Below are 25,116 nucleotides of genomic sequence, written 5' to 3' on the forward strand. Positions count from 1 at the left end.
GTGCTGGTTCCTATCAGCCTTTGTTATTTTATCACGTTTTGATCATTTATAGCATCATTATTGCTATTAAGTCCACTATCCATTCATTATCTTCATGAACTCGCTTCTTTTCATTCATTTTTCATGTTATCGCGCATATGTTTGTAATGGAACAAATGTGGAGGTGGCAATAATGGCTAAACATTTTCGTAACGAAGCTTTTTTTGAGTTAAAGTTTTGGTTACAAGTATTAGGTGATCACGGTCGTTTTATACATGATTCATTGGCACCAAGTGAAGAGGAATATATTAAGCAAGCAAAGTATTTCATTCGTACGTTTGATACATTGTTAGAGGAAGCGAGAAAATCGCTGAATGATCAACAATTAATGCAGCTATTACAAAGATCGAATGAAGAGGGAAATAAATTACGAGAGTTAAAACTTAGCATTATAAAGGAACACTTAGTTGGAGATGTAAAAATTTCTTTACCTCCCTCCTTTTTAAATCATATGGTAAATGAGTTAGATGAATTTTTACGTTTATTATCGTACCTTGTCAAAGGCCAAGTACCACCAGATGTGCATCCGCTGCATCATGACCTAATATGGCTTTTAGACGCAGCTGGTCATGCGAATGCCATTCACGATGATATGGATCACGTAGAATACAACATTCGTCACAGAAGTGAGCAGTTTACGAAGGAATGGGAAGAGTTTTACTTAAAGGCAGTAGAAATGGCAGGATATTTACGTGCAAATGTTACTCATTTTCCCGCATTGTCAAAGATGCATAAAGACATAAAGCTAGAAATGGAATTATTTAAAGCCTTTTTAAGAGAAGTTGAAGAAATGGAGCTAAATAAAGAATCGTTAGGCGTTTTTGAGCCGCTCATGGCCGATCATATGCTACGTGAAGAATGTTATTACTTAATGAAATTAGCCGATACGACAGAGTTAGCGCCACCTGATGATTGTGACCCAACGAAACCAAGATTACAAGATTAAAATTACTGGATAACACAATGATATAATTCCTTCTGTTAGCCTTTCTTTTAGAGTCTGTTCAAGAGCTCCGTTTCTGAGCTTTTGTAACAGACTCTTTTACATATTTTATAGTTAATTGAAGAAATTAAGGAAGAATAATAGCGATACCAGTGAAAGGAGTCTTGTCATGAAAAAACGATGGTGGATTGTCGGAGGTTTAATCATTGTTTTCTTAATATTAGCCTATAACATAGAGTTTCAGTACGCTTATATACCGGATGAAGAAGATATTCTTAATGAAAGGCGTGTTGATTTTACTGGGTATGATCTATGGGGAGAAAAAATACCTTTTGATGAAGAAAGCTATCAATACCGTGGAATGAACCATGCTAACATCGGCACACACGGATCCTCTATTAGTGAAGGTGCCATTCCAGTAGACGAGGAATTTATTGAATTTGGACGTGAGCAATTTTATAAAGAGACATTTAACAACGAGGAATATATGACCGACATTGTCGGTATTTTAGATGGCGGTATTACTTTACCGAATATGATGATGGCCATTTTAAAACAAAAGCTTCGCGGTGAGCCGACCGATAACTTACAAGTTGCGCTTGCAAAAGATGTGACTATTGGAGATAAAACTTATGAAAAAGGAGAACTCATTGACACTGGGCTTGATCTTCCGGAAGGAGCTTTGTCACCTATTGGAATGCCTGTAAGCTATTCTAAAGGGAAAATTCGTGTTGGTGCAAACTGCGCTTCGTGTCATGCTACTATCGACCGAAATACTGGAAAGATTGTCGAGGGCGCACCAAATGCTGATTTTGATGCAGGAATGTTATTAGCGTTAGCTTCTAACTCAACAGCATTTTTCCCAAATACTGAGGTCGAAGTGATGGAAAAATATATTAGTGAAAACTCTCAAGAAGTAATGACAAGTAATGGGGAGAAAAAGCTTCTTCCTGATCCTGAAAAATTAGAAGCCGTAGTCGATGAAACACTTGCTAACTGGCCGAAAGGGAATTTTGACTCGACGATCGACTTGAAGAGTAACCCTGCACAAATACCTGACTCTTTTACATTTAAGGATCACCCTTTTGGCTGGAATGGCTTTGCTTCTATCGGACCTTTTAACGGGTTAACCTCGCTTAACAATAATGTACATGCGCAGAATTCGGATTTGTTAGCTCAATTTGAGCAGAGTAACGAATTATTTGATATTGATAAAGAAGTATATATAGGCGCTATTTTACAAAATGCTGCACATCGACATTATCGTTATGATCCTACTAGTGGTGAAAAGCCTTCAGCTTTTTTCACTCGTGTGGATGAAACTCCTGAAGTTCCTGGTGTTAATGAAATGGTCAAGCCACCTCATTTCCCAAAAGTGTCATTATTTTCACCAAATGGTACGATCGTATCTTCACCAGGCTATTCTGTTGCTGAGCAGATTAACGCGATGTCAGCATACCAAGATGCATTGCGTCCACCAATGCCAACCGATAAAGAAAGGGATACGGTTAGCATCGAGGAAGGCCGAGAAGTTTTCGAACGCGCTGGGTGTACTGCTTGTCACGCAGGAGCAGGATACACAAACAATAAAATCATACCTGTAGAAGAAATAAAAACGGAAGGGTCTAGGGCGAAGGCTTTTGAAGGGTCTGTAAAAATGATGGACACGCCATGGATGTACAGCTTTGACACACCTGTGCCTATTCCAGAGGATGCAAAGCAAATAAAAATACCAACTGGAGACCTAGAGGAAGATCAATTACAGCTCATGCTAGCCCAAGGTAATGAAGGTGGCTACAAAGTAAAAGGGCTTATTGGATTAGCTTGGTCTGCACCTTATCTACACGACGGTGGTGTTGCTGTTGGACCAGATGCAGACATCCATTTAGGCATCCCAGGAACACTTCGTCAAGCAGTACCTCCTGATCCTGTAAATAGTTTAAAGGCGTTAGTGGATCGTAACCTTAGAGAAAAAGTCATTAAAGCAAATAAGGCAGACGAAAGCTTGCAGCGTGTTCATGTTACAGGTGAAGGCCATGAGTTTTGGGTAGATGAAGAGGCTGGGTTTAGTGAGGAGGAAAAAGAGGCATTAATCGATTATTTAATGACTCGAACGACGATAAGTGAAGGTGACTAAAACATTTGTTGGAAGTGCGAGCCTTCAATGGAACTGCTCCGCAAATCTTGAAGATTCGGAGCAGTTCTTTTATTTTTACATAAGTTCCCTTTTAAAATCATCCACATTTATGATAAAGTATGAAGGTTAGCGGAGTTCGAAACCATCCTCCGCTTTATAAATAAAAACTAGGGAGATGATTAAAAAATGAATACAGTTACTATTTCTGAGGCGAAGCTTTATAAGCTTATTATGCTTTCTGGCATATTTTTTGCTGCTCTCCTCGTTTCCAATGTCATTTCAACGAAGCTATTTACGATTGGCTCATTAACGATTACGGCAGGAATTATCGCATACCCATTAACTTTTTTAATATCTGATTCTATATCAGAAGTTTTTGGGAAAACAATTGCAAAAAAAGTGGTCATTATCGGACTAATTACTAACCTTATTATGATCGGCTTTTTTTACATTGCGATTAACTTACCGGCAGCTAGCTATTGGCCTATGCAAGGTGAGTTTGAATCTGTATTAGGAGCGGTACCGCGGATGGTTGCTGCATCGCTTATTGCTTATTTCACCTCTCAGCTTTTTGATGTACATTTATTTCATAAGCTCAAAGAAAAAACAGGTGGAAAGCATTTATGGATTCGAAATAATGGTAGTACATTAGCAAGTCAGTTACTAGACTCTACTGTTTTTGTATTTATCGCTTTTTATGGTGTCATGGAGCTTTCAGCGCTGTTCGTGATGATTGCTACTCAATACGTTGTGAAGCTAGTCATTGCTTTAGCAGATACACCATTTATCTACTTAACAGTGAAATGGTTAAGAAATGACGATCGAAAACAAACAAATAAAAAGGAGGAGATCGCTCATGTCTCATAAACATCATAGAGAGGATGAAGTCTCTCTTCTAGGTAATCAAGGTACAGAGTATCACTTTGAATACAACCCTGGTATATTAGAGTCATTTGAAAACCGCCACGATTATCGAGATTATTTCGTAAAGTTTAATTGTCCTGAATTTACGAGCCTCTGTCCTAAAACTGGGCAACCTGACTTTGCAACTATATATATAAGCTATATTCCTGATAAAAAAATGGTTGAGAGTAAGTCTTTAAAGCTTTACTTATTTAGCTTTAGAAACCACGGGGATTTTCACGAGGATTGCATGAATATTATTTTAAATGACCTCGTAAAACTGATGGACCCACGCTACATTGAAGTTTGGGGGAAATTCACGCCCCGTGGTGGTATTTCTATCGATCCATATGTCAACTACGGTAAGCCTGGAACGAAGTACGAAAAGATGGCTGAGCATCGTCTCATGAACCACGATATGTACCCAGAAACAATCGATAATAGATAGATAGGAAAGCTTCATTAACCTGTCTCATCGTTTATGCGAGGATACGTTTCCATTTATTTTATATGTAAAAAGGAGCAAATCATTATTGAATTTGCTCCTTTTTATTATCGCTATTCATCTCTTCTAGCCCATTAGATTTTAATAAACGATGTATCCTATTCACTTCATCTTCGTCGCGAACAAAAATAGACACTGAATTTTTGGTTTTCGCTAAGAAGAATTCAACCTCTGTATATTGAGCCGAGTTATCAAACATCCCATACATATCATGCCCCATACGCAATGGTGCAGTTTTATATCCTTTCAGTTCTTCCCAAGCAAAAAAACTTTCATCCAATAATATGCCAGAATTAATAATATAAAAGCTCGCAAGCTTCGTTGAAATGAGGAGTAGAATAGGTATATTAAATAACGGCAAAACATTAAACCAATCTAAGTTTTCACTATTAATTGAAAAAATAACGAACACTGTAATGATCAAGATAGAAAGAATAAAAAGCCACAATCGCTGTTTCCACTTCCTCGAGTTAAAGCTAAGCGATTCTATTTTTCCACTTCGCGTTACTATATCTGTCCCTTCTTGTGTTGGGTATAGCGCCTTTTTTACTAATTGGAATCTATTTTTAGACTTGATAAAGCTCGTTAATATCCATAAAAAAAATCCAAATACGAGAACTAAAATAAAGATTTCCAATGTCATTAAAATACCTCCTTTTCGTCATTTTCCATTATTATAACAATTTTTTATCAATGCTTTTTTGTTTTGAAATCTATACACACTAGCTGGCATGGTTTAAAATACTCTGTGCTTTGAATTGGACTTCTATAGTGAGTGGGATTTTAAATGCTAGGTTTATCTCCCTTCAGTCGCTGGCTACAACTATGATGGGCTTTTAAGCGCTGTTTAATATCCCTTCAACTCCTCGACACAACCACGACGGGATTTTAAACACTATTTATTTTCCCTTCAGCTTCGCGGCACAACTCTAACAGGCTATTAAACACTTTTTATTATCCCTTCACACTCTTGCCTCAACTACGACGGGATTTTAAGCGCTAATTTATTTTCCCTTCGACTACGGGGATTTTATGTAGTGGTTCTTCTCTCCTCAACTGGTCTTTAAAAAGGTTATGAAAACAACTTATATTCTCAATTATTATATCAAAAAGCAGCCCCGAAATGACTTCGAAGCTGCTTTCTTTATAATTCTTAAGATTTATCTACTGAAGCCGCAATTGCGGGCTCGGGTTTTTTATATATCGCTTTAGACAGCAATGTTTGAAATATTAAAAACAATCCACCTATCGTCCAATAAAGTGGCAATGCTGCTGCCATTCCAAAGGAAAATACCCCCATCATGACTGGTGTAATGAATCCCATCATTTTCATCATATTTTCCTGACCCGGTTGGGGAATAACACCAATTTGTGATACTTTAAACTGTACAAAATACACGAATGCAGCTAAAAACGGTAAGATCAAATCTGTCTCTCCAAGGTTAAACCAGAGAAAAGAGTGACTCGCAATTTCAGGTGTTCGCATAATTGCCCAATAAAAGCCCATTAAAATTGGTAATTGAATAATCATAGGTAGACAGCCCATTGAAGCTATTGGATTAAAGTTGTGCTTTTGATAAACTGCCATCAATTCCTGCTGTTTTTTTCTTTGACTTTCTTGATCCTTTTTATCTTTATATTGCTCATTTATTTTTTGCATTTCAGGTTGGATGACACTCATTTTTTCCTTCATAACAATCTGATTTTTATATTGCTTTAGCATTAATGGCATTAACGCCATTCTCAATAAAATCGTCATTAATATAATGGATGCTCCGTAGTTACCATTAAACATTGCAGCAAAAAATTTAATTAAATATGAGAATGGGTATACAACATAATGATTAAAAAAGCCTGCTGTATTTTCATCAATTGGTTCATTGGTTGCTCCACACCCACTCAAAGTAATCGCTAGAAATGCTATTAAAATGAAAATACCGTACCTTTTAAAGAACTTGAATACAGATTTGTTTTCCATCGTTGTCCTCCTCGTATTGTTTCTGTTGTTGCTATTTTCGAGGAGAAAAAATAATCTGCATCATCTTCAGGCGCTTCTTTTCGCTTTACAATCCTTGTTATGAATTGATTCCTTTCGACAATATCTAGCGGCACCTCACTATGAAAGCATGCCTGCCACTGTACTTTTTGTAATGTATCGTTTGCCATAAACCGCTGCTTGACAACATGCTCATTTGCCAATAAATTGGCAGTATGTGCTGCTAATATCGTTACATATACACTAATTGATAAAAGTATGGGTACTAGATCATTAGAAAACTCGAATATCATCTGTATTCACCTCCTTTTACATTTCCGACCTAAAGTATATATATCATCTTTTATTTCCCATGAAATGTCAAAGCATTATTTTAGTATGTGTACCATCTTTATCCATTATTCATAAATATTTAATAATATATATACTAATCAAAAAAACAAAAGTTTCAAAAAGAATGATACTAACTTTCTCTTATGTTCTATTCGTAATAGTCTTCTTCTGATATTGGGAACTAGAGTGTAGTTTTACAGCTATAAATATATAACATGTGGTAAAATAAGGGTATAGATTATTTCGTTGCAATAGGAGACGATCGATGACTAGTTTTGCTTAAGTTTTTACTTTTAAAAAGCCACGTCACATATTTAAGAAACGTATGTGAAAGGATGCACTTAAACGATTAGCGTACTATCTTTTAAAATTGAGAATATTCCTTTTATTATTGAGGTGGTTTTTTTGGTGAATAATGTGACGATTGAGCATTTATTATCAACTGAGGAACACATTGATGAACTTTCGGAACTACTTGTATTGGTTGTAGAAGATGGTGCATCGATTGGATTTTTGCCACCGTTTCAACATACCGATGCAATGAACTATTGGAAAAATGCAATAAACCCTGAAGTGCTTTTATATGTTGCTAAAATAAACAATCAGATAGTTGGTAGCGTACAATTACATCTATGTACTAAAGAGAACGGTCAACATAGAGCTGAAATTGCCAAACTTATGACACTTCCTCATTTTCGACGGAGTGGTATTGGTCGTAGTTTGATGAATAAAGCAGAAGAACGTGCCAAGGAGGAGGGGAGGTCACTACTAGTTCTTGACACAAGAGAAGGGGATCCTTCTAATCATCTTTACTCTTCCATTGGTTATATGCATGCGGGTAAAATCCCTCATTACGCTAAATCAGCAAATGGAGAACTACATTCTACCGTTTTTTACTATAAAGTTCTTTAGTAAAATCATTGAGGGAGACTCAATAGGCGAAAAATCATCCCTTTGAGTCTCCCTCTTCATATCCATTAAATATGGATCGTTACATCACTTTCTTCTCGTAACTGTTGAATCACTTCTGATTCTAATTCTTGACGCTGCTGGTTCATTAAATAACTCTCAATGTCTGCTCTCACATCTTCAATTTCCGGAATATCCATTTCCTCTCCAGACTGTTCAATTGCTTCTTGTACTCTCGCTACATATTCATCATACTCTTCTTGAACAGCTTCGTCTGAGACTGTTGTAGTATCAATTCTTGAATCTAGGAATTTCTCGCCTGAAATATATTGCGCTATATCTTGGCGAAAATCATCGACACTTACGCCATCCGCCTCTAATATTTCAATAAGCATTTCTTCTGATTCAATTTGATATTGCATTCTAATTAGCTCTAACTCTTCATCTATCTCTTCATCTGTTGCATCAAAGCCTTCTTCTTGTGCTTTTTGATAAACAACTCTTTGATTGATTAACTGGTTAGCAACATCCTCTTCTAGCATCGCTAAAATTTCATCGCTACCTTCCATATCTAAAGTGAGGCCCATAGAAGCTTGTTGCATCAGGTGTTGTTCAAGAAGTGCGACAAAATCCTCTTTCCCAATGTCTTCACCGTTCACTGTTGCAATGACATCTGGATAATCTTCCGCATCTACTAATGATTCCGTATCTGGCACACCTTCTTCAGTAAGGTCTAGTTGATCTTCAATCTCGGTATCAATATCTAAATCTTCCCCTACTTCATCCGTTTCATCATTATCGCCACAAGCCATTAATCCAACAGCTAATGCGAGTGTTAGTAAGCTGAGACCAAATTTTTTCTTTAACATGAATACCATCCTTTCTTAACTAAACAAGCTTTGGTCATTGTAACATAAATTTGTTGTCACTCGTAACCCTCACCCATCTTTATGGCCATGAAAAAATATTGAAATACGTAAATATGTAAATTTGTGTCCTTATAAAGCCCATCAACACAATCGTTTTATCGTTACATATTGAAATTTAAAAAATAATGTAAAAATAAAATAATTAAATTTAATTAGAAAAAATTCCCATAGACAACGTGGTTGATAGGTATTTAATCCTAGTCCCTAACGAACTTATAAATTGATTATTTTGTAAATTAATTAAGTATATAGAACCCTTTTGCAGTTATATTCTAGCAAACCTGTTGACGCTTGTAACAAAGTCATACTAGGCTATAAATAACGTGACATGTTACCGAAAGCGCTTCGGTTATGGTGAATGTCGTTTAGTTAATCTTTTTTTTGCTTATAATTGAAAGCGCTTTAAATAGCTTTTCAAAAAAGGAGGGTATATTTTTATTTGCTGACATGTCATGCATATTTTGAAGGAGGAATTGGATGAGGAAAAGAAGAATACCACTGTTTTTAGTATTTTTGGCCATTACACTCATACTACCAGTCGGAGGAGGTTATGCAAATCCTAATGAAGCCGTTGTTGGGAATGGTAGTTATTCTACTATATTTCCAGATATTGATTACGGCGGAATTACTGATCCAGGATTCCAAGATCAACAAGGGGAGCCCCCTGAGACGATCTACCGTTCTAACAACGTAACAGGTCCAATGCAAACAAACACGTGGTGGGGATCTCTAGCTGTTGAACAGTTCTCCATGAATCAATACCCACACCCATTTAGTGTGCGTCACCGTGCTGAAGGACTACATGTCTTTTATGACGCACCTCACAATATGGTTGTAAACCAAAATCCTGAGGCTGGAACGTGGCACATTAATGGTGCAATCGGTACTGACTTTTTAATAAAACATTCTAACACAGATAATTTTCAGCATTCCCTTGTTGATGATTATAACGATTGGTATGTGACAGGCTTGCTAGAAGATGGCTCGCAAAATATGAGAGTCACATATGGGGTAGGTTCTCCCTTCATTTTTGTCGAATATGAGGGTGGCTCTGCAGAACTAGAATTTGATATAGAACCTCAAATTTGGGAGAACAGAGGAAATGTACTCGGCTTTTCTACACATGACAATAAGCACTATGCTGCCTTTGCCCCTCCAGGAGAAAACTGGTCAGGCGTTGGTTCACTTAATTTAACAAATAACTCTGATTACATTTCCGTTGCAAAGCTTCCAGATCAAGATAGTAGCATGCTTGATAAATATGAAGAATATGCCTACTCGATCGTAAGAGATGCAATTGCTGATTTCGAGTATGATGAAAATACAGGGTTAGTCACAACAACATTTGAAGTAACAACAGAAGCAAAAGCACCTGGAGCACCAGATGCAACACTTTTTGCTTTGTACCCACACCAATATCGTAACATCGCAGACACTTCACAAAATCAACTACTTCAAGATTATCAGATTCAAACTATTCGCGGAAATATGATGGCATTAGAAGGAAAAAGCTTTGAGACAGAGCTAACATACACAGGTGTTCTACCATCACTACCAGACTTAGGTAGCTATGATAGAGATAGATTAATAGGTTACCTTGATGATGCTAGATCACACTTTCCAACTGGTTCAGACACATACGAATTAGGAAAGTATTTAGGCAAATTAGCTACATTAGCACCTATCGCTGATCAAATGGGAGAAAGTGATATTGCAGAGGAGTTTAGAGATGAGCTTAAGTCTATTCTAGAAGATTGGCTCAAGGCTACGGACTCCAATGGAAACTTAAAAGGAAACAACTTATTTTATTATAACGATAACTGGGGCACGATATTAGGTTATCATGCTGCACACAGCTCAGCTACACGTATTAATGACCACCATTTCCATTATGGATACTTCGTAAAAGCTGCTGCAGAAATTGCACGTACTGACCCAGAGTGGGCAGCAGAGGAAAATTGGGGTGGCATGATTGACCTATTAGTTCGCGATTTCGCGGCTGACAGAGATGACGATTTATTCCCATACCTCAGAATGTTCGATCCGTATTCTGGGAACTCATGGGCTGACGGGCTAGCAACATTCGATTCTGGTAATAACCAAGAATCGTCTTCTGAGGCTATGCATGCTTGGACGAACGTCATTCTTTGGGCTGAAGCTACAGGTAATACTGAATTAAGAGATAGAGCTATTTATTTATATACAACTGAGTTGAGCGCGATTAATGAATATTTCTTTGATGTCCATCAAGAAATTTTACCTGACGAGTACGAACCTGAAATTGTCACGATTAATTGGGGCGGTAAAATGGACTTTGCTACTTGGTGGCAATCAGGATTAGTCGAAAAATATGCAATCAGCTGGTTACCATTCCATGGAGGGTCTCTATATTTAGGACATCACCCTGACTATGTAGAAAGAGCCTATGAAGCTATTAGATCAGAAAACGGATCAACCGATTGGAATTTGTGGTCTAATATGGTCTGGATGTATCGTTCTTTGACAAACCCTGATGATGCACTTAATCAGATGGAAGCAAGAATCGATGACTATGGTTCATTCAACCCTGGTGATGAAACAATAATAGAAAGAGGAAGTACGAAAGCACAAACCTACCACTGGATACACAATATGAACGAGCTAGGGCAGGTTGATCCTTCTGTCACATCAGATCATCCTATCTACGCTGTGTTTAACAAAGATGGTGAAAGAACATACATTGCATACAATTACTCGAATTCACCAATTACAGTTAATTTCTCTGATGGTCACTCAGTTACTGTTGAAGCAAATAGCTTTAATATTGGTAATGGTGAAGGGTCCATTGATCCTGGTGATCCAGGCGATCCAGGTCAACCAGATCCGGACCCAACACCGCCGGGAGACCCTGAAGAGAGAAATCCTTATTCTGCAATCCAAGCACAATCTTATGATGATATGTCTGGGATTCAAACAGAAGAAACAAGTGATGAATCTGGTGACGAAAACATCGGTTGGATTGCAAATGGTGATTGGGTAAGGTATAACAATGTCAATTTTAATGAAGGCGCTTCGTCTGTAAACGTACGGGCAGCAAGTGATGCAGATGGTGGAACAGTTGAATTTAGATTAGGTAGTGATACTGGCCAACTCATCGGTACTGTTGACGTTTCCAATACAGGTGGTTGGCAGCAATGGGAAACTTTCTCTGGTGATGTCGATGTCGAGGGCACACATGATTTATTTCTTGTCTTCACTTCAAACTCTAGTAATGACTTGATGAATGTAAATTGGTTTGAGTTTGAACAAGCAGAAGGAAGTACTGACCCAGATGCTCGAAATCCTTATTCTCCAATTCAAGCACAAACTTACGATGATATGTCTGGAATTCAAACAGAAGAAACAAGTGATGAATCTGGTGAGGAAAACATCGGCTGGATAGGTAACGGAGATTGGGTAAGATTTAACAATGTCAACTTTAATGAAGGTACATCGTCGGTTAACATACGTGCTGCTAGTGACAACGATGGTGGGACAGTAGAATTCCGTATTGGAAGCCAGTCTGGCACGCTTATTGGTACTGTTGACGTTTCCAATACAGGTGGTTGGCAACAATGGGAAACTTTCTCTGGTGATGTTGATGTCGATGGTACACATGATTTATTCCTCGTCTTCACAGGAGATTCAAGCCAAGATTTAATGAATGTTAACTGGATTGAATTCACTTCAGGTGGTAGTGATAGTGGAGATAACGGTGGAAGCAACGACGGAGAAACACATTCTCATGATCATTACACAGCTGGAATAACCAATATTACTGAGAACGAAGCAACACTATTTTTCAATCCATCTGCTGAATCCCTTTATGTAGATGTACACATACGCATAAACGGGGGAAATCAATTAAATTATAGGATGGACGAGAGCAACGGAGATTGGCTTAGACACTTAAATCTTTCTAGTGGAGATACAATAGAGTATAGCTTTACTTATGAAAGATCAGGAGCTCAATATTCCACAGATTGGTTTTCATATAGTCATTAAACAATGAAATGAAGAAGGTAGACTCATTAGGTAACTAACCTTTGAGTCTACCTTCCTGCTTCGTCTGAATCTACCAAAATCACCAGAAGTCAATTTTAAGTAAGCTCTTATTAGACCTGCTATTGTATCGATTTACGAACTTTATAGCTTAGCTTAGACACCCTCCCCATCTTAATCGAAGGATTTAAATCGGATCTCTCCTCAAAAACGTAGTCATACAATGAACCGCTCCCCAGCCATTCATAATCTCATCGAGGTTTACTTCAATCACCTCAACACCATGTTTTTCAAGGAGTAGCTTCGTTTCTGGATTACCGCTAGGTGTTACTATTTTACCTGGTTCTATTGCAACGAAATTGATTGCCATGCCTTGTTTCAACTCTTCAATATTTGTTACCTCAATAAGCTCAATCCCTAAGTCGATCAGCTGTTTCGCACAATCATACCCTAGATGCCAAGGAAAAACGACTAGCTTATTTTTATCTACCATGTTCATATATCCATCTAAATGTATGGAGCCATATGGAATTTCTGTACGAATAATATTTTTTACTCCAATATTTCTAAGCTCTGCTTCAACTTGATTTGCACCAGACTCATTTGTCCTACTGCCAGTACCAATAATGACGGTTTCTCTATTTATCCACATGGCACTAGCCCCTTCAAAGTAGCCATCACCATTTATCGTTTTAATAATCGGTACCCCTAATGATGCTAGCGTCGCAGCAACAGCCTTTTCCTCTCCTCTTCTAGCAGGAATTGCTGGCCGGCAGACGATAGCTCCTTCTGGCGTCATGAAAACTAAGTCCCTCATAAACATCGCATTCGGTTTATCTGTACGCTGTCCTTGCACATAATGAACGTCTACACCATGATCTCGATATATATTTGCCAGTTCATCCTGTTGGTATCTTGCCTTTTCTGGATTCATTGGCGCTCTAAAGCGATACTCCGCAAAATTATCTTCTGTAATTCCTTCTATTTCTTGCCCTGGTCTATGCATGAGAACAGCTCTTAGCTTTCCCACCTCAGAATCACAATACCATTCACCCCAGAGTTCTTTCATTTCATCAGAAAACGACTGCTCGGATGGAAACCAACGCTCTCCTTGAACAATTACTTTACTCATCTTGCTTCCCCCTTATGTACTCAACACTTCTTACTTTAGGACACTGACACCTATCACAAGAAATAAGGATTAATCATTTCAAAACTAATGTATATCAATGCATTATTATAAAAAAATCATATCACGTTTCACATTAAAATGTTTACATTTGTTTCTTACATTAAAGATGTCCCAAAGCTATTAGAGGTTGACTCAAAAGGTAAAAAATGGACCTTTTGAGTCAACCTCTTCCTATCTTTTTTAGTAAGGGCCTCGAATGTTATCTTTTACTTTCTGCTCATAAAATTCAGTGAGCTTACGTAGCTCTTCCGCCGTAAACGCTGGTACTTCTGTTGCAGCTAAATTGTCTTCTACTTGTGCGACCGTTTTAAAACCAGGTATTACTGTAGTAACCTCCTCCTGATCTAAAATCCAACGAAGAGCTGCCTTTGTCATGTTGCCACGGCCTTCACCAATCCAGCGAAGCTCCTCACTTAATTCTACCCCTTTGTTAAACGGTAATCCTGCAAACGTTTCTCCTACGTTAAATGCTTCTCCGTCTTTGTTGAAATTCCGATGATCATCTGCTTCAAATGACGTATCTTTTTTGAACTTTCCTGTTAAAAGACCACTTGCAAGCGGTACACGCGCTAATATACCAACACCTTTTTCCTTTGCGGCTGGGAAAAGCTGTTCTAAAGGCTTTTGTCGGAAAATATTAAATATCACTTGTAGTGCTTTAACGTTAGGATTTTCAAGACAGAATAAACCTTCCTCTACAGTTTCCACACTGACACCGTAGTGGCGAACTTTCCCTTCCTTTTGTAGCTTATCTAGCACTTCAAACACTTTTCCATCCTTTAATATTTCAAACGGTGGACAATGAATTTGGTATAGATCAATTCTTTCTCTCTCTAATCTTTTTAAACTATTTTCACAAAAGGCTTTTACTGCTTCCTCCGAATATGTATTCGGATCAAAGATATCACCTGCTCGACAGAACTTTGTTGCGATATGAATCTCATCTTCTTTCCCCTTTGTTGCTTTTGCTAACAGCTTCTCTGCATGTCCATCACCATACACGTCTGCAGTATCAAAAAAGTTTACGCCTGCATCCATTGCTCGATGTAGCCCATTAATAGATTCTGTATCGTTCGTCTTCCCCCATGAACCACCAATGGCCCATGTTCCAAAGCTAAGTTCACTTACTTTCAAATCTGTATTTCCGAGTTGACGATAATTCATATATATCACACTCCGTTATGTATTTTTTTCGTATTATTCCTAGGTGTAATCGATATCATCTTAACATACAAACCCTTTTAATGCCTGCACTAAAAGACTTAACACTACAAAGACATTATATAGTGTTTCACCCATTGCTTCATACATGTACCATTATTAGATTCCTTCTATGGGAAAAAGACTTCGCATCCCTATTTGTGAGCTGTGAAGTCTTTTTGTCTCTTTTTTAGATTAATTGATATTGTAGATTTTCTGTAATATGTTTTAATTTGTCACGAATTTCACCATTCATTTCGATAATGCGTTGATTTTTGCTCCCTCTAAAAGGCAACGAAAGATCTTTTTCTTCTTCAATAAAAGGTCCATCAACGATAACATCTGCCAACAAGATAAGTTCAATCTCTTCTATGTTACTTCTATCAATAATCTGCTCCATCGTATAGCCAGTATATATCCATAGATTTTTGCCCATTTCCTTCACACGTCTTGCAATTGGTACTAGTTCTCTTGCTTGATATAATGGATCCCCACCTGAAAATGTCACATCGTTATAGGAAGACTTACAAATCGCATCGACAAGCTCTGCTTCTGTATAGCTGTACCCATTATTTATATTCCATGATAATGGGTTATGGCAGCCTTGACAAAAGTGAGGACAGCCAGCTGTGAAAATAACGGTACGTAATCCTTCACCATCGACAATTGAATCATACTTGATAGACATTACCTTTACCACGAGTGCTTTACTCTCTTTGTTTCTTCTTCTCGTTTTGCATTATTCCAACGATTCAAGTCACCAACTAAGTATCCAGTAATTCTACGAATACGTTCAATAGCATCACTTTCACATTGAGGGCATCGATTTGCCATTATCCCGCTATATCCACAAGAGTGACAGCGATCTACAGGATGATTAATCGATCCGTATCCAATTTGATGCTCTTTCATTAATTCAATCACTTGCATAATTGCCCTTCGATTAGCTGATGCATTCCCGTCTAGTTCGATGTATGTAATATGCCCTGCGTTACAAAGCGCATGAAAAGGTGCTTCACGACGAATTATTTCTTCTATTAAAATACGAGAATCAACAGGAATGTGAAAGGAGTTTGTATAGTACGATTTATCTGTAACACGTTCAATAATTCCATATTTCTTCTGATCCCGTACTGTAAATTTTCCGGATAACCCCTCTGCCGGTGTTGCAAGTAAAGAGAAGTTCAATTGATATTGACGTACAGCTTCCTCCATCTTATTGCGCAGGAAGCTGATCACTTCCTTTCCTAATGACCATGCCTCCTCACATTCTCCATGATGCTTTCCAGTTAAAACGACTAAAGCTTCTGCTAAACCTATGAATCCAATACTCAATGTCCCTTGTTTGAGTACTTCTTTCACTTCTTCCTCTCTATCTAAAAATTCTCCACCACGCCATACTCCTTGTGAATAAAGAAATGGGAATTCATTTGCTTGTCGACTACTTTGAAATTCTAGTCTATGAAGCAACTGGTTTATCGTAATATTTGTCACGCTGTTGAGTAGACGATAAAACTGCTGAATTTCCCCCTTTGCCTTTAATGCAAGCCCAGGAAGGTTGAGTGATGTGAAAGAAAGATTCCCTCTTCCAACGGTCGTTTCTTCTCCGTGTATATTCCCCATTACTCTCGTACGACATCCCATATAAGCAACCTCGGATTCAGGTGTCCCATTGTCAAACTGCTTATTAAACGGGGCATCTAAAAAGCTAAAATTAGGAAAGAGTCTCTTGGCTGTCGTTTCTACTGCTAGTTGGAATAAATCATAATTAGGATCATGCTCAGCAGAATTGATGCCGTCCTTCAATTTAAAAATTTGGATAGGAAAAATCGGCGTCTCCCCTTTTCCTAAACCTGCCCCTGTAGCTAATAGTAGCTGCTTTATGATCATCCTTCCTTCTTTCGATACATCAGTTCCATAGTTTACAGAGACGAAAGGGACTTGCCCACCACCACGAGAATGCATGGTATTTGCATTATGTATAAAAGCTTCACACGCTTGATACGTTGCTTCCTCTGTTTTTTCCCATGCTAAATCATCCTTTTCCCTCTCTGAAAGATTCTTATTAACAGACTGTCGAAACTGTTCAAATGTCACCCTTACATAAGGGGCAAGGTCATAATCAAAGCTAGCATATGCTTGTCCGCCATGCTGCATATTTTGATTAGCTTGTAAGATAATCGATGCTAAGGACATTGCTGTATGAATTGATTTGGGTGGTCGAATAAAACCGTGTCCTGTGTGAAAGCCATTCTTCAACAGCTTACCTAACGGAATTTGGCAGCACGTTGACGTTCCTGTCGGATAAAAGTCTTTATCGTGAATATAAATCTCATTATTTTCTTCGGCTTTTCTTGCTTCTTCTGTCAGCAGGTAATTGTCTGTATACCATTTTGCTGTGGTGGAGGCGAATTGATTTAGTTTACCTAATGGCGTTCCCCCGTCCATATTGGCGTTTTCTTTCCCCTCCACAGCTGTATTCATTGTTACCTTTTCAAAAACTTGCGTTAACTCCTCCATTAATCTATCCCCTTTATTATTCATTTTTTAAGAAAAACGTTTAAGGTTGACTCAAAAGGTAAAATTCCACTGCCATATTTCAACTTTCTTACCTTATGAAAATGCAGCCGTTTTCCCCTTACGGCTGCACTTTCTCTCTATAAATCATCAAATCCGTTATCGTCAGATACTTTCGTATATTGTCGCGATTTTTGTTCAAAGAAATCTGTTTTCCCGCTATTTACGTCTTCATATATTTTTATCCAGCGCATCGGATTATTTCTGTAGCCTTCGAATGGCCGCTCAACACCAAGCTCATTCACACGTTTATTGGCCATAAATTTAATGTAGGCTTCTAAATCACCGATATCAATGCCCTCCATTTGATCGCCGATGATATATTTAGCCCAATTAATTTCTAGCTCCGCTCCCTTTTTAAACGTTTCTTGTACGAAGCGGTGGGTTTTTTCTGAGTTGAGCTCCGGATATTCGTGCATTAATTCTTTGAAAATATTTGCAAACAAATAGACGTGATGCTGTTCATCCCGATTAATATAATTGATCATTGTCGACGTAGATACCATCTTTTGATTTCGCGCTAAGTTGTAGAAAAAGCTAAATCCAGAATAAAAGTTCAAGCCTTCCAAAATGATATCGTAAACAATCGAGTGTAAAAATGTTTCTGGTGTAGGATTGGAGACGAACGCCTCATATCCTTCAGCGATAAAATCATTTCTCTCTCTTAGCACTTTATCATGTTTCCAATATTCAAAGATTTCATCCTGCTTTGCCTTTGTCGTTAAACTTGATAATACGTATGAATAACTTTGATTATGAACAACCTCCTGAAAGGACAATACAGTCATTAATGCCGACAAGCTAGAATCTGTTAAATAGCGTGCCACATGCATCGAGTAGTCTGTTTGAATACTATCTAAGAAGGCGAGTAAGCCAATAATTTTATCAAATGCTTCTCTTTCCTTCGGCTCGAGCTTATCATACTGTTTCACATCGTTCCCCATGTTAATCTCAAACGGTGTCCAAAAATTCGCTAGCATGTTTTTATATAATGGATATGCCCATTTAAAACGAACATCGTCCCAGTTCAATACATTAGAGCTTTCACCGTTAATAATTCGTGTTGATGCATTCGGTGCTGTTACGTCGTACAGCTTTCTTTCTTGTAATTTATCCATTTTCACACAACCTTCCTTTAGCTTGCACAGCTCTCACACTCATCTATTTCACTAGATGTCGAGCGAACGTAATACGTTGATTTTAACCCATGCTTCCATGCCGACAAGTGAATGTCTAGTAACTCCTTCGCCTTCACCGTGTTTTTTACATAAATATTAAACGACACTCCTTGATCAATATGCTTTTGACGTGCCCCGTTCTGTTTTACACTCCATATTTGGTCAATATCATGTGCTGACTTGTAATACCACGTCGTTGCCGGTGAAATATCTGGCGCTGTTACAGGAATACGAAAATTCTTTTTTTCCTCAGCATACTCTTTACGATAAATTGGATCTATTGAAGCTGTCGTTCCCGCAATGATCGCCGTTGAAGAGTTAGGTGCAACTGCCATTAAGTAGCCATTACGCAAACCACTTCTATTAACCATTTCCGCAAGCGCTATCCACTTTTCATCCGTATAATTCCTCTGTGAAAAATACTTTCCTGTATGCCAAGCGGAATTTTCAAACTTTTCGTAAGCTCCCTTTTCCTTCGCTAATTCCATACTTGCTTCGATCGTTAAATAAGCGATCTTTTCATAGAGCTTGTCAGCAAAGTTGATAGCCTCTTCAGATTCCCAACGAAGTCCTGTTATCGCTAGAAGATGATGCCATCCAAACGTACCTAGCCCGATTGCTCTGTATTTCTCATTTGTCAGCCTCGCTTGTGGTACTTCAATATTATTTATATCAATCACGTTATCTAGCATTCTTACTTGTATCGGTATAAGCCTGGACAATACCCCATCCGTTACGGCCGTAGCTAGGTTAATAGAGCTTAAATTACACACAACGTAATCTCCCGCTTCTTTTGTAATGAGTATCTTCCCATCCTCTGTTGTTTCTTCCTTTATCGTTGTTGCACTCATATTTTGCATAATCTCTGTGCAAAGATTTGAGCCGTACATCATGCCACAGTGCGCATTCGGATTTTGCCTATTGGCCTCATCACGATAAAACATATATGGCGTTCCTGTCTCAAGCTGAGAAATCATGACCCGTTTCATGATTTCAATCGCAGGGACACTTTCTTTTGAAAGTCGTGGATCTCTGACGCATTGCTCATATTTTTCTCTAAAGCTGCCTGCGCCTCGCTCTTCATCATAGAAATCTTCTAAGCTAAAGCCCATTGTTTGGCGTACCTCATGAGGATCAAATAAAAACCACGCTTCTCTCGCTTCGACCTTCTCCATAAATAAGTCAGGTAAACAAACACCTGTAAATAAATCGTGCGTCCGTTTTCTTTCGTCACCATTATTTAACTTAGCATCTAAAAATGAAAAGATATCTTTGTGCCACACATCTAAATAAACGGCAATTGCTCCTTGCCTTTGTCCTAGTTGATCTACCGATACTGCTGTGTTGTTTAATTGCTTCATCCAAGGAAGCACCCCAGACGATGTCCCTTTAAAACCTTTGATTGATGAGCCCTTCGCTCTAATCTTCCCTAAATAAATGCCGATCCCACCACCGTTTTTACTTAATGTCGCAGCATCTGTCGTACTATCAAAAATCCCTCTTAAACTATCATCCATCGTATCAATGAAACAGCTTGATAACTGCCCATGTGTTTTCCCCGCATTAGACAACGTCGGTGTCGCTACTGTCATATAAAGATTTGATAGTGCCCAATATGCTTCTAAAACATAGTCGAGGCGCTTGCTTTGCTTCTCCTCTTTCATTAATGTCATCGCGATGATCATAAAACGCTCTTGCGGTAATTCTAGTATATGTCCTTCATGGTCTCGCGTAAGATAGCGGTCGATTAATGTATGTAAACCTAGATAAGTAAATTTGGAGTCATTTGATTTATTTAGTGCTGCTTCTAATCTCTCTAAATCATCTTTTTGGTAGGCGCCTGCTAAATCTTGATCGTAAAAGCCTGCTTCTACTAAATAAGTAACGTTATGAGCAAATCCTGTATACACCTCTTCAGGTCTCATTTGCCGCTTCTCAGCTACTTGTTTATATAGCTGCTGCAGCCGAATCGTCGCTGCAACATACGTCCAATCAGGCTCGTCACTTGAAATACGATCAAGTGCAGCTAATAACAAGTCCTTTTCACTCTTATCAAAATGCCAGTTTCCCCAATTTAAGTGCTCATATTTTTTCTTTAGTTCATCCCAGACGTCTAATTCCTTCACTAAAGTATTCATTACAATCTCTCCTTTTTAGTAAAAAATAAAAAAGCCCTTCCTCAACGGAGGAAGAGCTTGGCTTACGGAGTCGGCATGTCATATTTGTGGCATAAGAATAGAATCTTCTTAATAGAGATACTATTAATTCTATATCCACCGTCCTGCCGCTCCATGATCTCATTCCCCGAAGACATGAAACTGTTGAAATAGAAGGCAGGTCTCCTGACTAATGCTTCAACCTACTTTGAGCCTTCCCATGCAAAAGCCTTTCAGCCTCCTTGCACAGTGGATTTCTCATTTCGTCTGCATTTACAGTTGCGGGGACAGTTTCGGATTCACACCGAATTCCCTATTAAGCTATAAAAATAGCACCTTTATTTCAGCAAAATCAATATATAGTGTTTTCATTTGTTTTTGAAACTTTATCTAGTATGATGAGTGTATCGAATCTTGTCATTGAACGCAACCATATTCGTTCAACTATTTTTCGACAAAATATGACGATACTGACTCAAAAGGTTTTCCTATTGACTTCTATGCTAAGTAAGTACAGTGCCGCAGCCTTCCGTTCACAGCCCACTACAAGTTGGTTAGTGGGCTCGCGGAGAACTGTATCTAATCATAATAATTTCTATAGCTTGATAAGTCATTATATCGTTTTCAAAGCAAACTTTTTAATGCCTAAAGCGACACCATCTTCATTGTTTTTCGTTGTCACCCAATCAGCAGCGTCTTTGACAACAGGTTGTGCATTCCCCATCGCAACGCCTACTCCTGCTTCTTTAATCATCGCAATATCATTTAAGCTATCTCCCATTGCGAGCACATTGTCCATTGTTATGCCAAGTTCCTCACATATTTTTCTTAGCGCAGAAGCTTTGTTAATTCCTGCCGCGTTAATTTCTAGGTTCACAGGATTCGAGTTCGTTATTTCTAACCGATCATCTTTTGACAAAAATTCAAAAACTGTTTTTCTCGTTTTATCATCTTCAATATGATAACAAAATTTCAACCATTCGTGCGCTTCAATCTCATCCTCTGGAAATTCGTCCCGCCAAACTTTTTCTGGCGTTACTGCCCAAAAATGAAGATCATATTTCTTTTTTAAGTCCCACATCATTTTTATTAAATCTGGAGCTAGTTCACTTTGATCGAAAACTTCCCCTTTGTTGTCCCAGATCAAACTTCCATTTACCGTTACAATGTAGGACGATAAATTTAGTGATTCTATGTATGGCTTTAATGTCAAAATGGATCTACCAGTACTTATCACAACCGTCATCCCATTTTGCTCCGCTTCCATAATGGCAAGTCGATTTGCATCTGAAATGCTATGATCACTGTTCAGCAAAGTGCCATCCATATCTAGTGCAATTAATTTAATAGCTTGCATGTACTCCACCCTTTCTTTCTTGTATTGTCAGTTTACCATATCAGGATATGTTTTACTCTTGGGTGAGACTTTCTAGACACGGTTTTCGAGGAAGATCGTTTTAATTTAAAGGTGAGTGGTGTGGTGATATGAACCCGGTTCATTTTCCTCACCTTCAAACTCACTTTTTCTCCCTTTTTCTCCTGGTTTGAAGGTGAGACTTTTGAACCCGGGTTCGCTCTAACCCGGGTTCATTTCCCTCACCTTCAAACTCTTCTTTTCTCGCTTTTTCTCCTGATTTGAAGGTGAGACTTTCGAACCCGGGTTCGTTTTAACCCGGGTTCATTTCCCTCACCTTCAAACTCTTCTTTTCTCGCTTTTTCTCCTGGTTTGAAGGTGAGACTTTTGAACCCGGGTTCGTTTTAACCCGGGTTCATTTCCCTCACCTTCAAACTCTTCTTTTCTCGCTTTTTCTCCTGATTTGAAGGTGAGACTTTCGAACCCGGGTTCGTTTTAACCCGGGTTCATTTCCCTCACCTTCAAACTCGCTTTTCCTCCCTTTTTCTCCTGATTTGAAGGTGAGACTTTCGAACCCGGGTTCGTTTTAACCCGGGTTCATTTCCCTCACCTTCAAACTCTTCTTTTCTCGCTTTTTCTCCTGGTTTGAAGGTGAGACTTTTGAACCCGGGTTCGTTTTAACCCGGGTTCATTTCCCTCACCTTCATGCTCTCTTTTTCTCGCTTTTTCTCCTGATTTGAAGGTGAGACTTTTGAACCCGGGTTCACTTTAACCCGGATTCATTTCCCTCACCTTCACGCTCTCGCTTTTTCAATTAAGTACTGTGTGCCATACAACACATACGCTTTATAGTGAATATATAGAAAGAATTGTAAATAATTTAATCGTTTTAACTCGATTATTCTTATCTTCTTCAGAAAAGGCATGAATAAAAAGGCAAAAGCGCCATTAGCTATGGCATTTAATAATACGTATTTTTTAAAGTTCCCGTATGAATATTTTAGTAGCCACATAGACATTGGCATATAAGGTCCAATATCAAATGGCAGCTCATCTCTTATAAAGGATCTCGGTTTATCATAAAACTCCCACCAATGACGCTTACGTCCATACAGATGATTAATCATTTCAAAAATGCCAACAATACCGCTTGCTAAGGAATATCGCTTCATACTACGCTTACCAATAAATATTAATGTAAGCCAAGGAATAATGATTAATGCTACATTGAATAGCGTGTGCCGCTTTGAGGTCATAGTCATAGTGAATTCTCCTTACCTATTTGATACTTATAAATTGTCCATTGAGAATTTTAAAAATTCGTTTATTTTCTGACTATTTACTCTATATTAATACCAGTATTTCCAGCTTTCTCCTTCAAAATCGACCATCCCTATTAACAAACAGATCGTACATCAAAATAAAAAGAGGTAGTCTCAATAGGTATGGAAAAATCACCCATTTGAGTCCACCTCTTACTCTGTCGGTAATAATACCGTAATTGTTGTTCCAACGTTTAATTTGCTATTGATGTACATTTCCCCGTCATGCTCACCGATGATATTCATACTAATCATTAAGCCTAATCCGGTGCCATCTTCTTTCGTTGTATAAAAACGTTTACCTAAATTTTCGATCTTTTCCTCAGGTATTCCTTTCCCCTGATCAATAAACGATATTTCCACTTTATCAAGCTTCTTTCTTACAGCTATTGTGATAACACCATTATGATCTTCCATTGCTTCTATTGCGTTTTTAATTAAATTTAGAAAAACTTGTTTTAGTTTATTTTGTTCACAGTCAATCAACATTTCTTCGTTGTCTTCTATTTTTAATGATATTTCTATGTTATGTAAGATTGCTTGTGTATTGGCAATCGTTATCACAGTTCGAAGGAGGTGTACAATGTTTGTCGTTTCATACTCGTATTCTTTTGGTTTTGATAAAAGTAGAAGCTCATTTACAATGAGATTTATTCGTTCTAATTCAGATGCCATGATCTCTTTATACGGCTCCGCATTTTTATCTCGAGCACCTAACAATTGTAAAAATCCCATCAAGCTCGTTAACGGATTACGAATTTCGTGAGCAATACCGGCAGCTAGCTCTCCTATTACTGACAATTGTTCAGAATGACGGAGTTTTTTTTCATTTTCCTTTACATTTGTTAAATCTTTAATAACGATGCCATAAACAGGCTCATTTTCGAATTCCATTTGCCTATGATGGAGTTTTACATCAATCCATTCGCCATCTACCCGAAGTAGCTTACCATTCATATTTCCATAAAGCTTTTTATTCAGTGATTGCCACCACTCATCATTTTTAAAAAAATCTTCAAATGGCTTTCCGACAACCATTTCTTTGCACGGAGCTGCTAATAATGCAAGACAATAATGATTTGCGTGGATTATTTTAGTTTTGTTAAATATCAGCATCGGCACGGGTATATGCTCATACAAATTTTGATACTGATGCATGACGTTTTCCATTTCATTCATGTCACGAGCTTTATTTTTATTAGCTTTATTTAATCTATATAACTCGTACGCTATAAGTGCAAAAGCGATAAGTATTAGTATTATTGCAAATGTATTTCCTTCGAATAAAATAATACTTCCTATACTAAAAATCGCTATTGTACATATAACAAAGTAGTATAGCTCTTTCCTATACTTTTTTAATAGTTCGTACATACATGAAAAACCCCTTATCATTGTAAAAGTTACTGATTGGCGACATCAA

The 25,116-nt window shown here is 38.0% G+C and carries 19 protein-coding genes and 1 riboswitch; of the genes, 6 read left to right on the forward strand and 13 right to left on the reverse strand.

Going from position 1 to position 25,116, the window contains the following annotated elements; genetic code table 11:
• Positions 1 to 172 precede the first annotated feature (172 nt).
• From BCELL_RS20605 to queF, 4 genes are all read left to right on the forward strand, one after another.
• On the forward strand, positions 173 to 985 hold the full coding sequence (locus BCELL_RS20605; protein ID WP_013490729.1) for a DUF2935 domain-containing protein: 813 nt from the start codon (positions 173 to 175) through the stop codon (positions 983 to 985).
• Between the two features lie 166 nt (positions 986 to 1,151).
• Positions 1,152 to 3,119 carry a hypothetical protein gene (locus BCELL_RS20610; RefSeq protein ID WP_013490730.1) on the forward strand — a complete coding sequence of 656 codons (1,968 nt, stop codon included), beginning with the start codon at positions 1,152 to 1,154 and terminating at the stop codon, positions 3,117 to 3,119.
• 186 nt (positions 3,120 to 3,305) lie between these two features.
• Positions 3,306 to 3,986 carry a queuosine precursor transporter gene (locus tag BCELL_RS20615; RefSeq protein WP_013490731.1) on the forward strand — a complete coding sequence of 227 codons (681 nt, stop codon included), beginning with the start codon at positions 3,306 to 3,308 and terminating at the stop codon, positions 3,984 to 3,986.
• Positions 3,976 to 4,470, forward strand: coding sequence for a preQ(1) synthase (queF, locus tag BCELL_RS20620; RefSeq protein ID WP_013490732.1), 495 nt, complete (start codon positions 3,976 to 3,978; stop codon positions 4,468 to 4,470). Before BCELL_RS20615 ends, queF begins: the two co-directional genes overlap by 11 nt.
• 82 nt (positions 4,471 to 4,552) lie before the next feature.
• Here the strand turns inward: queF and BCELL_RS20625 are convergent, their stop codons facing one another.
• The 3 genes from BCELL_RS20625 to BCELL_RS20635 form a co-directional block, all read right to left on the reverse strand.
• Entirely contained in the window at positions 4,553 to 5,170 is a 618-nt protein-coding gene (locus BCELL_RS20625) for a hypothetical protein (RefSeq protein WP_013490733.1), read from the reverse strand.
• 510 nt (positions 5,171 to 5,680) lie between these two features.
• On the reverse strand, positions 5,681 to 6,505 hold the full coding sequence (gene yidC, locus BCELL_RS20630) for a membrane protein insertase YidC (RefSeq protein WP_013490734.1): 825 nt from the start codon (positions 6,503 to 6,505) through the stop codon (positions 5,681 to 5,683).
• Positions 6,451 to 6,816, reverse strand: coding sequence for a hypothetical protein (locus BCELL_RS20635; RefSeq protein ID WP_013490735.1), 366 nt, complete (start codon positions 6,814 to 6,816; stop codon positions 6,451 to 6,453). Before BCELL_RS20635 ends, yidC begins: the two co-directional genes overlap by 55 nt.
• Before the next feature lie 448 nt (positions 6,817 to 7,264).
• Between BCELL_RS20635 and BCELL_RS20640 the strand changes: the two genes are divergently transcribed.
• A complete protein-coding gene (locus tag BCELL_RS20640; protein ID WP_013490736.1) occupies positions 7,265 to 7,768 on the forward strand; it encodes a GNAT family N-acetyltransferase in 504 nt (167 codons plus the stop codon).
• Between the two features lie 65 nt (positions 7,769 to 7,833).
• Here BCELL_RS20640 and BCELL_RS20645 read toward each other — a convergent pair whose 3' ends face one another.
• Positions 7,834 to 8,634 carry a SurA N-terminal domain-containing protein gene (locus BCELL_RS20645; RefSeq protein WP_013490737.1) on the reverse strand — a complete coding sequence of 267 codons (801 nt, stop codon included), beginning with the start codon at positions 8,632 to 8,634 and terminating at the stop codon, positions 7,834 to 7,836.
• A 537-nt stretch (positions 8,635 to 9,171) separates the two neighbouring features.
• Here BCELL_RS20645 and BCELL_RS20650 point away from each other — a divergent pair.
• The gene (locus tag BCELL_RS20650) at positions 9,172 to 12,717 is read left to right on the forward strand and encodes a carbohydrate-binding protein (RefSeq protein ID WP_013490738.1); all 3,546 of its coding nucleotides are present in this window, start codon (positions 9,172 to 9,174) and stop codon (positions 12,715 to 12,717) included.
• Between the two features lie 184 nt (positions 12,718 to 12,901).
• On the opposite strand, the gene BCELL_RS20655 is transcribed toward BCELL_RS20650, so the two are convergent.
• The 9 genes from BCELL_RS20655 to BCELL_RS20695 all read right to left on the reverse strand — a co-directional run bounded on the left by BCELL_RS20655 (position 12,902) and on the right by BCELL_RS20695 (position 25,067).
• Positions 12,902 to 13,846, reverse strand: coding sequence for a dimethylarginine dimethylaminohydrolase family protein (locus tag BCELL_RS20655; protein WP_013490739.1), 945 nt, complete (start codon positions 13,844 to 13,846; stop codon positions 12,902 to 12,904).
• Positions 13,847 to 14,086: 240 nt separating this feature from the next.
• Positions 14,087 to 15,070 (reverse strand): aldo/keto reductase, encoded by a 984-nt coding sequence (locus BCELL_RS20660; protein WP_013490740.1) that lies wholly within the window; start codon positions 15,068 to 15,070, stop codon positions 14,087 to 14,089.
• 226 nt (positions 15,071 to 15,296) lie between these two features.
• Positions 15,297 to 15,794 carry an anaerobic ribonucleoside-triphosphate reductase activating protein gene (nrdG, locus tag BCELL_RS20665; protein ID WP_049786722.1) on the reverse strand — a complete coding sequence of 166 codons (498 nt, stop codon included), beginning with the start codon at positions 15,792 to 15,794 and terminating at the stop codon, positions 15,297 to 15,299.
• Between the two features lie 5 nt (positions 15,795 to 15,799).
• On the reverse strand, positions 15,800 to 17,626 hold the full coding sequence (locus BCELL_RS20670; protein ID WP_013490742.1) for an anaerobic ribonucleoside triphosphate reductase: 1,827 nt from the start codon (positions 17,624 to 17,626) through the stop codon (positions 15,800 to 15,802).
• 137 nt (positions 17,627 to 17,763) lie between these two features.
• Positions 17,764 to 18,801 carry a ribonucleotide-diphosphate reductase subunit beta gene (locus tag BCELL_RS20675; RefSeq protein WP_013490743.1) on the reverse strand — a complete coding sequence of 346 codons (1,038 nt, stop codon included), beginning with the start codon at positions 18,799 to 18,801 and terminating at the stop codon, positions 17,764 to 17,766.
• 17 nt (positions 18,802 to 18,818) lie between these two features.
• Positions 18,819 to 20,999: a ribonucleoside-diphosphate reductase subunit alpha gene (locus BCELL_RS20680; protein WP_013490744.1), complete on the reverse strand. Its 2,181-nt coding sequence runs from the start codon at positions 20,997 to 20,999 to the stop codon at positions 18,819 to 18,821.
• 176 nt (positions 21,000 to 21,175) lie between these two features.
• Positions 21,176 to 21,372, reverse strand: a riboswitch (cobalamin riboswitch).
• 258 nt (positions 21,373 to 21,630) lie between these two features.
• Positions 21,631 to 22,374: a Cof-type HAD-IIB family hydrolase gene (locus BCELL_RS20685; RefSeq protein ID WP_013490745.1), complete on the reverse strand. Its 744-nt coding sequence runs from the start codon at positions 22,372 to 22,374 to the stop codon at positions 21,631 to 21,633.
• Positions 22,375 to 23,165: 791 nt separating this feature from the next.
• A complete protein-coding gene (locus BCELL_RS20690; protein WP_041809246.1) occupies positions 23,166 to 23,627 on the reverse strand; it encodes a hypothetical protein in 462 nt (153 codons plus the stop codon).
• Positions 23,628 to 23,846: 219 nt separating this feature from the next.
• Positions 23,847 to 25,067, reverse strand: a complete 1,221-nt coding sequence (locus BCELL_RS20695) for an ATP-binding protein (RefSeq protein WP_013490747.1) — start codon at positions 25,065 to 25,067, stop codon at positions 23,847 to 23,849.
• Between the last annotated feature and the right edge of the window lie 49 nt (positions 25,068 to 25,116).

The organism is Evansella cellulosilytica DSM 2522 (genome assembly GCF_000177235.2).
GTDB lineage: Bacteria > Bacillota > Bacilli > Bacillales > Salisediminibacteriaceae > Evansella > Evansella cellulosilytica.

Bases quoted from the DNA above. Each gene is read 5' to 3' on its own strand.
- BCELL_RS20605 (WP_013490729.1), top strand. From the start codon at position 173: ATGGCTAAACATTTTCGTAACGAAGCTTTTTTTGAGTTAAAGTTTTGG.
- BCELL_RS20610 (WP_013490730.1), top strand. From the start codon at position 1,152: ATGAAAAAACGATGGTGGATTGTCGGAGGTTTAATCATTGTTTTCTTA.
- BCELL_RS20615 (WP_013490731.1), top strand. From the start codon at position 3,306: ATGAATACAGTTACTATTTCTGAGGCGAAGCTTTATAAGCTTATTATG.
- queF (WP_013490732.1), top strand. From the start codon at position 3,976: ATGTCTCATAAACATCATAGAGAGGATGAAGTCTCTCTTCTAGGTAAT.
- BCELL_RS20625 (WP_013490733.1), bottom strand. From the start codon at position 5,170: ATGACATTGGAAATCTTTATTTTAGTTCTCGTATTTGGATTTTTTTTA.
- yidC (WP_013490734.1), bottom strand. From the start codon at position 6,505: ATGGAAAACAAATCTGTATTCAAGTTCTTTAAAAGGTACGGTATTTTC.
- BCELL_RS20635 (WP_013490735.1), bottom strand. From the start codon at position 6,816: ATGATATTCGAGTTTTCTAATGATCTAGTACCCATACTTTTATCAATT.
- BCELL_RS20645 (WP_013490737.1), bottom strand. From the start codon at position 8,634: ATGTTAAAGAAAAAATTTGGTCTCAGCTTACTAACACTCGCATTAGCT.
- BCELL_RS20650 (WP_013490738.1), top strand. From the start codon at position 9,172: ATGAGGAAAAGAAGAATACCACTGTTTTTAGTATTTTTGGCCATTACA.
- BCELL_RS20655 (WP_013490739.1), bottom strand. From the start codon at position 13,846: ATGAGTAAAGTAATTGTTCAAGGAGAGCGTTGGTTTCCATCCGAGCAG.
- BCELL_RS20660 (WP_013490740.1), bottom strand. From the start codon at position 15,070: ATGAATTATCGTCAACTCGGAAATACAGATTTGAAAGTAAGTGAACTT.
- nrdG (WP_049786722.1), bottom strand. From the start codon at position 15,794: ATGTCTATCAAGTATGATTCAATTGTCGATGGTGAAGGATTACGTACC.
- BCELL_RS20670 (WP_013490742.1), bottom strand. From the start codon at position 17,626: ATGGAGGAGTTAACGCAAGTTTTTGAAAAGGTAACAATGAATACAGCT.
- BCELL_RS20675 (WP_013490743.1), bottom strand. From the start codon at position 18,801: ATGGATAAATTACAAGAAAGAAAGCTGTACGACGTAACAGCACCGAAT.
- BCELL_RS20680 (WP_013490744.1), bottom strand. From the start codon at position 20,999: ATGAATACTTTAGTGAAGGAATTAGACGTCTGGGATGAACTAAAGAAA.
- BCELL_RS20685 (WP_013490745.1), bottom strand. From the start codon at position 22,374: ATGCAAGCTATTAAATTAATTGCACTAGATATGGATGGCACTTTGCTG.
- BCELL_RS20690 (WP_041809246.1), bottom strand. From the start codon at position 23,627: ATGACCTCAAAGCGGCACACGCTATTCAATGTAGCATTAATCATTATT.
- BCELL_RS20695 (WP_013490747.1), bottom strand. From the start codon at position 25,067: ATGTACGAACTATTAAAAAAGTATAGGAAAGAGCTATACTACTTTGTT.